At 43.9% G+C, this 13,450-nt stretch carries 10 protein-coding genes and 1 tRNA gene; all 11 read left to right on the forward strand.

Features of this window, described 5'->3' with window-relative positions:
* Window positions 1–3 precede the first annotated feature (3 nt).
* Window positions 4–726 carry a LytR/AlgR family response regulator transcription factor gene (locus tag ACZ5C4_RS04160; protein ID WP_464519894.1) on the forward strand — a complete coding sequence of 241 codons (723 nt, stop codon included), beginning with the start codon at window positions 4–6 and terminating at the stop codon, window positions 724–726.
* Window positions 707–1,996: an ATP-binding protein gene (locus ACZ5C4_RS04165; RefSeq protein ID WP_464519895.1), complete on the forward strand. Its 1,290-nt coding sequence runs from the start codon at window positions 707–709 to the stop codon at window positions 1,994–1,996. Before ACZ5C4_RS04160 ends, ACZ5C4_RS04165 begins: the two co-directional genes overlap by 20 nt.
* A gap of 262 nt (window positions 1,997–2,258) precedes the next feature.
* Entirely contained in the window at window positions 2,259–4,193 is a 1,935-nt protein-coding gene (locus ACZ5C4_RS04170) for a glycoside hydrolase family 2 protein (RefSeq protein WP_464519896.1), read from the forward strand.
* Window positions 4,194–4,206: 13 nt separating this feature from the next.
* Window positions 4,207–7,212, forward strand: a complete 3,006-nt coding sequence (locus ACZ5C4_RS04175) for a glycoside hydrolase family 3 C-terminal domain-containing protein (protein WP_464519897.1) — start codon at window positions 4,207–4,209, stop codon at window positions 7,210–7,212.
* Window positions 7,209–8,744, forward strand: coding sequence for an MFS transporter (locus ACZ5C4_RS04180; protein WP_464519898.1), 1,536 nt, complete (start codon window positions 7,209–7,211; stop codon window positions 8,742–8,744). The genes ACZ5C4_RS04175 and ACZ5C4_RS04180 overlap by 4 nt, the downstream gene beginning before the upstream one ends.
* A gap of 246 nt (window positions 8,745–8,990) precedes the next feature.
* Window positions 8,991–10,454: a hypothetical protein gene (locus ACZ5C4_RS04185; protein WP_464519899.1), complete on the forward strand. Its 1,464-nt coding sequence runs from the start codon at window positions 8,991–8,993 to the stop codon at window positions 10,452–10,454.
* Window positions 10,455–10,792: 338 nt separating this feature from the next.
* Window positions 10,793–10,951: a hypothetical protein gene (locus ACZ5C4_RS04190; RefSeq protein WP_464519900.1), complete on the forward strand. Its 159-nt coding sequence runs from the start codon at window positions 10,793–10,795 to the stop codon at window positions 10,949–10,951.
* Window positions 10,952–11,031: 80 nt separating this feature from the next.
* A tRNA-Gly gene (locus tag ACZ5C4_RS04195) sits at window positions 11,032–11,102 on the forward strand.
* Between the two features lie 375 nt (window positions 11,103–11,477).
* Window positions 11,478–12,101, forward strand: a complete 624-nt coding sequence (locus ACZ5C4_RS04200) for a YesL family protein (protein ID WP_464519901.1) — start codon at window positions 11,478–11,480, stop codon at window positions 12,099–12,101.
* A 13-nt stretch (window positions 12,102–12,114) separates the two neighbouring features.
* Window positions 12,115–12,708, forward strand: coding sequence for a xanthine phosphoribosyltransferase (locus ACZ5C4_RS04205; protein WP_464519902.1), 594 nt, complete (start codon window positions 12,115–12,117; stop codon window positions 12,706–12,708).
* Entirely contained in the window at window positions 12,705–13,382 is a 678-nt protein-coding gene (locus tag ACZ5C4_RS04210; RefSeq protein ID WP_464519903.1) for an HAD family hydrolase, read from the forward strand. The genes ACZ5C4_RS04205 and ACZ5C4_RS04210 overlap by 4 nt, the downstream gene beginning before the upstream one ends.
* Window positions 13,383–13,450: the final 68 nt, after the last annotated feature.

Raw genomic sequence — 13,450 nt, forward strand, 5'->3', positions numbered from 1 at the left:
CGCATGTATCATATTGCGATTGTAGAGGACGAGAGAACATTTTCAGAACAGCTACAGGAGTTCTTAAAAGAATACCAGGAAGAGAAGAATATAAAGTTTAAAATTTCTGTATTTAAAGACGGGGCAGAGATTTTAGAGGAATATAAGCAGATCTATGATATTATTCTGCTGGATATCGAGATGCCGGAAATAAATGGGATGGAGACGGCAAGACGTATTCGAAAGACGGACGCAGAAGTTGTTCTGATGTTTATTACAAACATGGCATCCTACGCAATACACGGGTATGAGGTAGGAGCTTTGGATTTCATTATGAAGCCTCTGACATATTATACATTTTCGGTGAAGCTGACGCGGGCGCTAAGGAGGGTGAAGAAGAAAGAACAAAAAGAGATTCTTCTTACACTGCCGGATGGTGCGAAAAAGATAGAAATCCAGCAGCTTTATTATGTGGAAGTGCAGAACAGGATCCTGCATTATCATACAGATACAGGGGTCTATCGGATAAGGGGGACAATGCAGAGCGTGGAACAAAGGCTTGCACCATATCCGTTTGTAAAGTGCAATCACTGGTATATCGTGAATCTGATGCATGTGTCAGAAGTGAGAGGCAACATTGTAGTTGTCGGTGGAAGCAAGCTGGAGATCAGCAGGCGGAATAAGACGCCGTTTTTGAAAGCACTGACAGAATATGTGGGAGGGGCGTATGATGGATACAGTAAATAGCTGGATTTGTGAAATTGCCCTTCTGACAAGCGGATGTATCTATATACGCACGATTGAGAAAAGGGAAAAATTCCGCAGGGTGGTTTTGCTGGATGTGGCAGTATTTCTGCTTCTGGCGGGGATTTTGATTTACATAGTAAAGGCAGAGCTATCCTTTGGCAATCTTCTTATGCGAGCGTTAGAATTTCTGGTCATCGTGCATTTTATGTGTGTTGCCAGGAAATTGTCTGTAAAGGCGGGAATCTATTATGCGATATGGGCGTTTATGTCCTGGCAGATTTTATATGAAATCTGGTTTATGATAGAAGTGTCAAGAGAATACTTTTTTAAAGAAAATTTTGTAGTCAGTGTATGGATAGAATGTATGGTTTTTCTGGCAGGCTATCTGATCGCGGCATTTACCATCGCCAAGTGGATGCCGGAGAAGGGACGCAAGAAAATCGGCCCAAGACAGCTAAGTGCCGCATGCCTTACATTCTGTGTATTTGAATGTATCGCGTTCGCGCAGCAAAATAGAGCGCTTACGGAGAACGTAGAGAGATGGTCTATACTGCATGTTTCGCAGGTTTTACTGGCGGTTGTATTATATTTGCAGAATGAACTATTTAAAAAGAGTGAAATGAGGCAGGAATTAGACATGCTGAATTTCCTGTGGAAGAAAGAGCAGGAACAATATCTTCTTTCGAAAGAAAACATAGCTCTGATCAATCAGAAATGCCACGATTTGAAGCATCAGATACGGGCGATCCGGCAGTTAAAGCAAGAGGATATGGAGCAGTATTTAAAGGACATGGAGGAGTCTATACAGATTTATGAAGCAATTGTAAAGACAGGCAATGAAGTATTAGATACGATCCTGACAGAAAAAAGCCTGTACTGTAGACGACATGGCGTTACAATATCCTGTGTGGCGGACGGAACCCTTCTTGATTTTATCCAGACAGTAGATCTGTATGCAATTCTGGGAAATGCGGTGGACAACGCAGTGGAAGCGGTGGAGAAATTCCAGGAGAGAGAAAAGCGGCAGATTGATATTTTAATATACAAAGAAAAGAAATTTCTGGTGATCAATGTTGTAAATCCAATAAAAGAAAATTTGGTCTATGGGGAGGAAGGAACGTTTCCGATCACAACAAAGAAGGACAAGCATTATCATGGTTTTGGACTTCGCAGTATCGAACATATGGCAAAGAAATATGGCGGATGTGTGAATATCCATGAGGAGGACGGCTGCTTTTCTCTTACGATTCTGATACCGCTTCCAGAATAAAGAGAACCACATAGGTCACATTTTTGACCAGTTAGGTAAAATAAATTGTAATAAAAGAAAGAACTTTGTAAAGTATGTAATATAGAAGTACAAAGTTCTTTTTTTATATGGATTAGAGTGTCAAAAGTTACCTTTTGACACCCGAATCATCATAGGAAAATCCTTCGGGCAGTATGCACACTGCGCGTAAGAGGGAGCTGGCTGAAAACAGCATCTTCAAGTCCAAAAGGAAAACAGAGGGTTTGAAGAAGAAAGGAGGAGAATGAGAAGGACGGTAAATCTGATGAAGGACTGGAACTTCATCAATCAGAATGGCAAGAAACGCCTGGTAGACTTGCCGCATACATGGAATGACACCGACGGACAGGACGGCGGGAACGACTATTTCAGAGGAACCTGCATATATGAAAAGCAGATAGAAAGGCCCAAAACTGCGGAAGAAGAAAGAATATATCTGCAATTTCATGGAGTGAATTCCAGTGCAAAGATTATCTTAAACGATGAGGTAATCGGAACCCACGAGAATGGATATTCTACCTTTCGCTTTGATGTGACGGACAAGCTTAAAGAAGTCAATCAATTAAGAGTGGAAGTAGACAACGGTGTAAACGATAGAATTTATCCGCAAGTGGCAGACTTTACATTCTATGGAGGCATCTACAGGGATGTGGAATTTTTGATTGTATCAGAGAAGCATTTTGCTCTGGACTATCATGGAGGCTGCGGAGTGAAGGCGACGCCGGATGTAAAAGATAAAAAAGGGATTCTGCATGTCCAGTCGTATATAAATGAAAAGGCAGAAAAGGAAGACTGTTCTGTACTGCTGGAATTACAGGACAGTGCCGGAAACACAGTGGCAGAGGCGGCTGGGACGGACGTGACAATGGAAGTAATGGACGTCCATCTCTGGCAAGGGGTGAAAGACCCTTATCTTTATAAATTAAAAGTGCGCCTTATGCAGACAGGGGAGATACTAGACGAAATAGAAATAAACTGTGGATTTAGAACCTTTTATGTAGATCCGGATAAAGGATTTTTCCTAAATGGGAAATCTTTTCCTCTGCGCGGTGTATCCAGACACCAGGATCGCAGAGGAATCGGCAATGCCATCTCACAGGAACAAATGGAAGAGGATATGGAGATGATACGGGAGATTGGAGCGAATACGATCCGCCTCGCCCACTATCAGCATGACGCATATTTCTATGATTTGTGTGACCGTTACGGCATAATTGTCTGGGCAGAAATTCCATATATTTCTGTGCATATGCCAAACGGAAGAGAGAATACGTTTCTACAGATGACCGAGTTGATTGTCCAAAATTATAATCATCCTTGTATTGTGGCATGGGGACTGTCCAATGAGATTACTATTTCTGGAAATTCCAGGAAAAATAAAAAGGATATGCTGGATAACCACAGAAAGCTGCAGGAATATGTCAAGAAGATGGATCCGACAAGAGTGACTACACTTGCCTGCTATGCAGTCTGTCATCCGTTTCATCCGGTATCTAAGATCACAGACGTTGTGGCGTGGAACCTATATCTAGGCTGGTATGTGCCGGGATTGTTTTTAAATGACTGGTTTATGAAATTTTATCACTGGAAGTATCCAAAGCGGTGTCTTGGATATTCTGAGTACGGTGCGGAGGGAATGCCAAACCTGCACAGCGCCAAACCAAAGCGCGGGGATCACTCGGAAGAGTATCAGGCGAAATACCATGAATATATGCTGGAATGTTTTGAAAGACATCCATTTTTGTGGTCAACCTATGTATGGAACATGTTTGATTTTGCGGCGGATGCCAGAGATCAGGGCGGCGAGCCGGGGATGAACCACAAAGGGCTTGTGACATTTGACCGGAAGATAAAAAAGGACAGCTTTTATATATATAAGGCATGGTGGAGCAAGGAACCGTTTGTACATCTCTGTGGGAAACGTTATGAATACCGCGCAGAGAAAACAACGGAAGTTACAGTATATTCCAACCAAAAAGAGGTTACTTTATATCAGAATGGAAAGCGGATCTCCACCAAGCAGGGGCGGCATGTATTTCGTTTCCAGGTAGAGTTAGAAGAGGAGAATCATCTGGAAGCGATTGCCGGAGAGTGGAAAGACAGTGCAGTGATTTACAGGACATCAAATCCGCGTCCGGAGTATAAGGTGAAGAAAGGAAAGAGCCAAAACTGGGTATAAGAAGGAGGGTATTATGGAAGAAAAAAAGAAGGAAATGAAAACAAGGAAGAAAGCGTATAACAAAGCGCGGAGAAAAGCGATCCGCCCGTGGAAAGGATTGACGATATTCAGTGCAGTGCTTTCCGTCATTTTGATTCCGGCGCTGATCGTGCTGTCAATTTTTGACAATACTGTAGCAGCATTCGTAGGAGGAACCTTCTGGGAACTGCAAAATGAAGACAAAAATGCGGTGTATTATGAATCGGATTTTGCTTCTGTAGAAGAGATGAATGCATATGGACTGGAAATCTGTAAACAAGTGGAGGCAGAGGGGGCGGCCCTTTTGATGAATGAAAACAATGCTCTTCCACTTGACAAGGGAGCAAAGCTTAGCTGCTTTTCAAATTCTTCCACGAATTTGGTATATGGTGGTACAGGCTCCGGTAATATTGACGCTTCCAAAGCAGATAATTTAAAGACAGCCCTGGAGAAAAGCGGATTTGAAGTAAATGAGACGCTCTGGAACTTCTATGCCGGAGAAGAGACAGAAGAATATGCACGCGCCCAGGGTGGAATGGTAAGCTTAGCGAGTGCCTCTGTCTCAGAGGTACCGTGGGATGTCTATACAGAAGAAGTAAAGGACTCTGTAGCTTCCTATGGGGACGCAGCAGTTGTGGTATTGTCCCGTGTCGGAGGAGAAGGGGCAGACCTGGAATTTAAGGAAAAGAATTATCTTGCATTGGATGAAAATGAAAAAGAGATGATGGAGAATGTGGCGGCGATGAAAGCGGACGGAACCATCAGCAAGATTGTCGTTCTTATCAACTCAGCAAATGCACTCCAGGTAGATTTTCTAAAAGAAAATGTCTATGATGTAGATGCCTGCATGTGGATTGGAGACGTAGGAATTTCTGGTATAAACGCGGTCGCAGAGATTCTGTCCGGAGAGGTCAATCCTTCAGGAAGCCTTGTGGACACGTATTTATATGATAACTATTCCTCACCGGCTATGGTAAACTATGAACCTATCACATATGAAGGCTATGAAGAGGGCGTGATTCCGGAAAATGCGAGCACGTATATGATTTACCAGGAAGGCATTTATGTCGGTTATAAATATTACGAAACCCGTTATGAAGATTATGTTATGGGAACCGGAAATGCAGGGGAATATACCTACCATGAGGATGTCGCGTATCCATTTGGATATGGAATGAGCTACACAGACTTTGCCTACAGTGATATGAAAGTGCAATACAATGCTTCCTCCGATCAGTTTGAAGTGTCTGTAAAAGTAACGAACACTGGGGACACCTATGCGGGTAAAGAGACGATTCAGGTATACTCTCAGTCTCCATATACACAGTATGATATAGAGAATGGAGTGGAAAAGGCGGCAGTATCACTCTGCGGATTTGCAAAAACAGACAGCATTGCTCCGGGAGAATCTCAGACAGTGACAGTGTACGTTGACAAAAGAGATCTTGCGTCCTATGACACATACGGAGCAGGCACCTATATTCTGGATGCAGGAGACTATTACCTGACAATCGGAACAGATGCCCACGACGCAGTCAATAATACACTGGCGGCAAAAGGATATACAACAGAGAACACGAAAGGGCGCATGGACAAAGACGGAGATGCTTCCCTCGTGTATAAATGGAACCAGCCAGAATTCGACGCAGAGACGTATTCTGTATCTGCAAACGGAACAAAGATTGAAAACCAGCTTTCCAACGCTGACATTAATCTGTATGAAGGAACCGAACAGGAGATCACATATCTTTCCAGAAATGACTGGGAGGGAACCTTCCCTGTAGAAAGCCTGAAGCTGGAACTGACAGAACAAATGACAGAAGATCTCCAGGACGTACAGTATGATCCGGCAGACTATGAAGAAATGGAAATGCCGACAATGGGTGCGGACAATGGATTAAAGCTCTATGATATGATGGGACTGGATTTTGATGATGAAAAATGGGAGGATCTACTCGATCAGCTTACCTTTGACGAGATGGTAACTCTGATAGGAGATGCGTTCCATTGGACAATGCCTGTAAAATCGGTGGAGGCTCCGGGAACGAGAGATGAAAACGGGCCGCAGGGACTGACCGCTTCCCTGATTGCTTCTGACAAAACACAGATGGATGCCACCGCATTTACATCGGAAGACGTGATGGCGGCAACCTTTAATGTCGATCTTATGACGGAGGTTGGTAAGATTATCGGAAACAACTGTATTCATGCAGGCGTATCCTGCCTGTATGGCCCGGGAAATAATATTCACCGTACACCGTTTGGAGGAAGAAACTTCGAGTATTATAGTGAGGATGGCTTCCTGTCCGGTAAGATGAGTGCATATGAGATAGGTGCAATCCAGGATAAAGGAATCAATGTTGTAATGAAACATTACGCACTGAACGACAGCGAACAGGATCGAATCGGACTTGGCGTATGGGTAAATGAACAGGCAGCGCGCGAGATCTATCTGAAGGCATTCCAGGCTCCAGTGGAAGAAGGCGGAGCAAACGGTGTGATGACAGCGTATACACGCTGGGGCTGTATCTGGTCTGGCGGACACCGAGGATTGATGACCAATATTCTGCGTGATGAGTGGGGATGTACAGGAAAGAATATAACAGACAATGTATTGACAACTTATGTAAACGGAGTAGACGGCCTGATGGCAGGCGTGACCATTTTTGATGCGATGCTTCCTTACGTTACCGATCAGCTTCCAAAATACGAAGAGGATCCTGTGATTGTAAACGCAATGCGGACAGCATGCCACTACAACCTGTATGCAACGCTGCATTCCGCAGGGATGAATGGAGTAGGAGAGAATACGACCATTAAAACGGTTGACTTAACGGTACTTGTGATATTGAGAATTGCAGTAGCTATATTTGCAATCCTGTTTGTACTTTCTCTTGTAATGTGGATCTTAAGAAAGCGGAAATTCAAACAGACGGAAATTTATACAAGCTACAAAGAATATAAGAAAGCGTATAAGAGTGAAAGGCAGAAAGAATCATGAATGAGATGAAAGCGGCATCAGTAAATCGGGCAAAGCTCTATCAGTTGGTGCTTTTCCCCTTCAACAATGGTGCGACAAATGTATACTACATCCTGACGATGAATTATATAGCGTACCATGCGAATGGTGTTCTGGGGCTTGCTTTGATGTTTGCTACGACAATGGTGACGGTAATGCGTGTCTTTGACGCGTTTACCGACCCGATTATCGGGATGCTCATAGATAAAACATCTGGAAAACTAGGGAAATTCCGCCCGTATATTATCCTGGGAAATGGAATCATGGCGGTGTCCGCGGTGATTCTGTATTTCGGAACCCGTATGATCCCAGAAGACATGATGTGGCTGCGTTATACGGGATTTGTGTTGATGTATATGCTCTATGTCATCGGGTATACGTTTCAGACGGCGTGTACACGTTCTGGCCAGACGGTACTTACCAATGATCCGAAACAGCGCCCATTATTTACCATATTCAATACCGTTGCTTCACTGGTCGGCATGGGCTTGATTCAGATTGTGGCGACAGTGGTAGGCGGAAAAGTAGGATATGGATCAGAGGCATTTTTTAATTTTGTAATTCCACTGGCCATCATTCTTTCCGCAGTGCTTACACTGCTTGCGGTGATTGGAATCTGGGAGAAAGACCGACCGGAATACTTTGGAATTGCGGGAGAGAAGAAAGAAAAGGTAAAGCTGAAAGAATATGCGGATATTCTTGTGAAGAACAAGGAACTGCGCATGCTTATGCTGGCAGGAGGAAGTACAAAGCTGGCATTTTCCATTGCGACAAACGCCAGTGTGGCATGTATGCTCTATGCCTCTATGATGGGAAACTACAGCGGACTGTATCTTCCCATATATATCATCTGTTATGCGGCTTCTGTGCCCTTCTTTTTGCTCAGTGTAAGAACTGCACAGAAAAAGGGGCAGAAAGCGGCTCTGGCACAGTATACAAGGGTGGCGCTTATCTGCTATGTTGGGGTATTGGCACTCTTGCTGTTCTGGAAAGAAGGCAGTGTGCTTACGACTCTGTCACTTAGCCATCTGAATCTCTATACGATTTTATTTATACTTTGTTATGCAGTTGGCTACGGTGCATATTATTCTACGGCAGATATGCCGATTCCTATGGTCGCGGACTGCTCGGACTATGAAACGTACAGAAGTGGAAAATATGTGCCGGGAATTATGGGAACCTTGTTCAGCCTGGTAGATAAGCTGGTATCATCACTGGGTTCTACGGTGGTGGGAATTGCAGTTATGGTAATCGGAATCCAGAAGCTTCCAGATACAAACACTCCTTATATGGAGGGAATGAAATGGGTTGTGATCGTACTGTTCTGTATCATTCCTATGATTGCGTGGGTACTCACCTTATATGCAATGCACCGTTACAGCTTGTCCGGAGACAGGATGCGGGAAATCCAGGAAGTTAACGCAGCGCGCAAACAAGCGGTCAGTGAGGGAATGGATATAGAAGAAGCGATGGAAAAGTGGAAAACAATGGAAGATTTAGAAGAGAAAAAGTAAAGGTCTGACAAAACTAATAAAAAGACAGGTGTAAAAATCTATCGCAGAGGATAGATAAAAGAAGAAGCACCGACTTGTGTGACGGCGGCGGAAGCGCGTCATGCAGGCGGTGCTTTTTGTGATGCAGGAAACAAAAACCAAAATTTACAGAATCTTTCAACAAACGTGCAAAATATTCCTTGACATTCGGGGGGGGGGGTACTATTATAGTCATAGAATTTTATTTATAATTTCAAGGAGGCAGAAATGAGAAAGGGATTTATAAAGAGAGTGGCAGGACTTGCCGCAACGGCGGCTTTTGCGTTTACCATGGTGTTTGCCGTTGCAGCGGTTGACGTGCAGGCGGAGGACAAGCCGATAACGCTGACGCAAGGGGAGACGACGGCGACGTATGCCACGGTAGCGGAGGCGGTTGCAGCCGTGCAGACAGGCGGCGCGCAGGCAACGATTACGCTGACCCAGGATTTTACCGGGGCAGGCGTAAAGGTTCAGGCAGGACAAAATATCGTATTTGATTTAGGCGGACATACATGGGATATTACAGATACGGTAGGTTCGGCGGGGACGGAGACAAATGGATTGCAGCTTTTGCAGGGTTCCACGGTGACCATAAAAAATGGAAAGGTTACTTCAAGCACGGCGAAACTCCTCGTACAAAACTATTGTGATTTGACAATAGACGGCGTTACCATGAAGGCGGCTGACGGCAGCGGTAATTTAACCGTTTCCAACAACAACGGAAGCACGAAAATCACAGGCGGTTCGGTCATTGATGCGCCTGCGGGCGGATCGGCGTTTGACAGTGACAAGTGGGGCAGTTATGACGGTGGAAATGTGACGTTGGAAAATGCCGTTGTGAACGGCAATGTGCAGGCAACGAACGGTGGTAAGATAGAACTTCAAGGCGGAACGATAAACGGAAATGTTTTCGCAAGTAATTATGGAAGTGATGCGTTTAGCAAAGAGTCAGCGACGGTAACGGTTTCCGGAACAACAATCAATGGAAATTTTACCGTTCAAAATAACGGAGCAGGTACGATTTCCGGCGGTATGGTAACGGGTACGGTATCTTCTGAGGGAACGAACACGGTATCGGTAACGGGCGGAGAAATCGGAACGGTCGGCAGTCAGGTTACTATCTCGGGCGATTATGCGAACATCACCACAGCAAGTGGTGCGACCAAAACCGTTGTAGGAACCGCAAGGGTACAGGCAGAAGTGCAGGCCCTTCAATCGGGAGACAGCGTGGAGATTTATGTTGGGGAAGGAACTCAGCTGACGGTTGCGGACGGCGTGAAAGTCTCAAACAAAGGAAACGGCAATGTGGTAATCAACGGCGAGACGGTTGACGCAAACGAGAATGTCACGGTTCACACGCATCAGGCGCAGAAGGTAGAGGCAAAGCAGCCTACGGCGACGGAAGCGGGAAATATTGCATACTGGTATTGCGCGGGCTGTGACAAATATTTTTCCGACGAGGCTTTGACAAAGGAAATTCAAAAAGCGGACACCGTGATTCCTGCTACAGGTAAAACGGAGGACGGAAAAGGAGACGACGATAAGGGCGAGAAGCAGCAGACAACAGAAAAGGAACAGATTTCAAAGGTTCCGAAAACAGGAGATACCGCAAATATCTCTGTTTATGCGGCAGTGATGCTGGCGGCTCTGGCAGTACTTGGCGTAGCGGCGGCAGGCAAGAAAAAAATGTAAATCACAAGCAGATACAAGAAGAAAAAGGACAGTCAGCTTACCTGTCCTTTCAGACGGAAGACAAACCGGGATTAGAAAAGATAAGAAATCCCCGGTTTGTCTTTTTCTTTGAAAATTCAAGACAAAAAAGAAAAGCCGTTTTCTTAAAGACGGAAACAGCCTGTATCTTTCTTTTTTGCCAACTTCTTTATTCCCTATGGTATGGCGTATGTTCTCACAGATTTCCATATAGTCTTCCCATACAGCTTCCTGTGGTCTTTACTGTCTGTATATTTATGCAGATAAGGACAGCCTTTACATTCGCATGGCCCACATCAAGAGAGCTTTTGACAGAAAAAATGAATGGTGCTCAAGAGGTCAACAATACGGTTATTGAAGGAACAAAAGATACCGTTTATAAAGAATATGAAATTTCTGAATTGATAGGCAGTAAAATAGACAAAAGTGATCTGAATAAACCAGTATCGGAGATTACTAAAAAATATCATGCAATTTAGATGTAAAACAAGGGTTTATGAAAAAAATACTTGCAATTTGATTACACATATGATAATATATTACTCGTGTCAGAGATGATGCGGGTGTAGTTCAATGGTAGAACACCAGCCTTCCAAGCTGGATACGTGGGTTCGATTCCCATCACCCGCTTTTTTCATACCTAAAAATAAAATACCTTTTGAGTCTGCAAAAAGCAGGCTCTTTATTCTTATAGGGAAAACTTCATTTTCTATACAAGAAAACCCTCTGAGGATGCACATTTCAATGTTGTCAACTTAAATTAAAAAATGCGCACTGCGCGCAGCTAGAAAATGGCTGCTGACGCAGCCTTGCTTCGGCGCGAGAATGTGCAAAGTACATTCTTTATTCTTCTGGCAGGATACATACGCCGCGGTGGGAGATAAAAAGAGATAATTTTTTTGTTCCTACAGGCACAAGATATGCTATACTATATTTTAAAAGACACATCGTAACCCATTCCCTTCGGGTTTCGGCAGAACATTAAGAAGAAAGGCGATATACATTATGAAGTTTAATATAACCGACAATGTTGTTACAAGGGCGCTTTCGCGTATCTGTGATTTTGTGATTCTCAACATTTTGTGGCTGGTCTGTTCGATTCCGATCGTGACAATCGGCGCATCGACAACAGCTTTGTATTCTGTGATGCAGAAAATCGTAAGAAACGAAGAAGGATATATTGCCCGAAGCTTTTTTAAAGCATTTAAACAGAATTTCAAACAAGCTACCATAGTGTGGCTGCTGATTGCGGCACTGGGCTTGATTCTTTCGGTGGATCTAAATATGGCTCGTTCCTTAGAAGGGACTATACGGATTGTATTTCAGGTTATATTTGGATTTTTTAGTTTTTGGTTGTTTGCTATATTCTTATATGTGTTTCCTTTGCTTGCCCGATATGAGAACAGTACGAAGGCAACATTGAAAAATGCAGTGATTCTGTCCATTGCGAAACTGCCCTTTACGTTTTTGATGATGGTAGTTGTAGTAGTTCCTGTGGCAGCTTCCCTGCTTACTGTACGGACAATTCTTTTGTCGGTTCCAATCTGGATGGGAATCGGAGTTTCGATAGTGACATGGTTAAATGCGTATATTTTAAAAAGAGTATTTAAAATATTTGAAACAGATTAGAGAGGTTGGAGAGATGAATTTTTTAGAAGAACGGATCGTGAAAGACGGAGTAGTCAAAGAAGGAAATGTATTAAAGGTAGACAGCTTTTTGAATCATCAGATGGATATTGAATTGTTGGAGGAGATGGGAGGAGAATTCAAACGGCGTTTTGCCGGAAAGCATATTAATAAAATTCTTACGATTGAGGCGTCCGGGATCGGGATCGCCTGTATTACGGCGCAGCATTTTCATGTTCCTGTTGTTTTCGCAAAAAAGTCACAGAGTATCAATCTGGACGGAGAAATGTATGTGGCAGAGGTAGAGTCTTTTACTCATAAATGTAAAAACCATGTGATCGTCGCACAGAAGTTTTTAGGGCCAGAAGATCATGTCCTGATTATCGACGATTTTCTTGCCAACGGATGTGCTTTGCAGGGGTTAATTCAGATTGTGCAGGCCGCAGGTGCGACTGTGGAGGGAATCGGAATCGCCATTGAGAAGGGATTTCAGTCCGGTGGAAGAATTATAAGGAATTTGGGCTTTCAGTTAGAGTCTCTTGCGATTGTGGATGGAATGGATGCGCAGACTGGAAGTATTCAGTTTCGTCCCCAGGAGGAGAAGCAATGAGCCAGAAGAAACCAGCGCCGATAGAGGGGCTGGTTTTTGATATGGATGGACTGCTCGTAGATTCTGAAAAAATAGTGCAGAGATCCTGGGAGCATGTGGGGAAAATCTTAGGGTATCCGGATATTGGCTCTCACATTTATCATACGATCGGTATGAATGTGGTAGGCAGAGAGGAATATTTTAGGAAACATATAGCGGAGGACTTTCCGATGGAGAAATTCACTGCTATGACAAGACAGAAATTCCATGAAATTGTAGATACAGAAGGACTGGATATAAAGCCGGGGGCAAAGGAGCTGCTTCTCTTCGCGAAGGAACGCGGACTTAAGATGGGCCTTGCCACCTCGTCTCGCAGACAGCATGCGCAGGAAAATTTAACCCGACTGGGGATATTTGGCTACTTTGATGGTGTAGTCTGTGGGGATATGGTGACAAGAAGCAAACCAGATCCGGAGATCTATGAGAAAGCATGCCGTATAATTGGTACAAGACCGGAGAATACAATCGCGCTGGAGGATGCACCTTCAGGTATACAGTCCGCATATGGGGCGGGGATGCGCCCGATTATGATTCCGGATATGGTGGAACCGGCGGAAGAGACAAGGAAGCTTATCTGGCACCGGTTTGATACTTTGTTTGATGTAATAAAGCTGTTGGAGCATATTCTTCTATGAAGAGAAATAAGTGAATTTTATAAAATTAAGCTATAAATTCTGTGAATTTTGCACATTGTTATTATGAG

The organism is Mediterraneibacter flintii, assembly GCF_055387595.1.

Coding starts and splice junctions, on each gene's coding strand:
- ACZ5C4_RS04160 (WP_464519894.1), top strand. CDS start 4: ATGTATCATATTGCGATTGTAGAGGACGAGAGAACATTTTCAGAACAG.
- ACZ5C4_RS04165 (WP_464519895.1), top strand. CDS start 707: ATGATGGATACAGTAAATAGCTGGATTTGTGAAATTGCCCTTCTGACA.
- ACZ5C4_RS04170 (WP_464519896.1), top strand. CDS start 2,259: ATGAGAAGGACGGTAAATCTGATGAAGGACTGGAACTTCATCAATCAG.
- ACZ5C4_RS04175 (WP_464519897.1), top strand. CDS start 4,207: ATGGAAGAAAAAAAGAAGGAAATGAAAACAAGGAAGAAAGCGTATAAC.
- ACZ5C4_RS04180 (WP_464519898.1), top strand. CDS start 7,209: ATGAATGAGATGAAAGCGGCATCAGTAAATCGGGCAAAGCTCTATCAG.
- ACZ5C4_RS04185 (WP_464519899.1), top strand. CDS start 8,991: ATGAGAAAGGGATTTATAAAGAGAGTGGCAGGACTTGCCGCAACGGCG.
- ACZ5C4_RS04190 (WP_464519900.1), top strand. CDS start 10,793: ATGAATGGTGCTCAAGAGGTCAACAATACGGTTATTGAAGGAACAAAA.
- ACZ5C4_RS04200 (WP_464519901.1), top strand. CDS start 11,478: ATGAAGTTTAATATAACCGACAATGTTGTTACAAGGGCGCTTTCGCGT.
- ACZ5C4_RS04205 (WP_464519902.1), top strand. CDS start 12,115: ATGAATTTTTTAGAAGAACGGATCGTGAAAGACGGAGTAGTCAAAGAA.
- ACZ5C4_RS04210 (WP_464519903.1), top strand. CDS start 12,705: ATGAGCCAGAAGAAACCAGCGCCGATAGAGGGGCTGGTTTTTGATATG.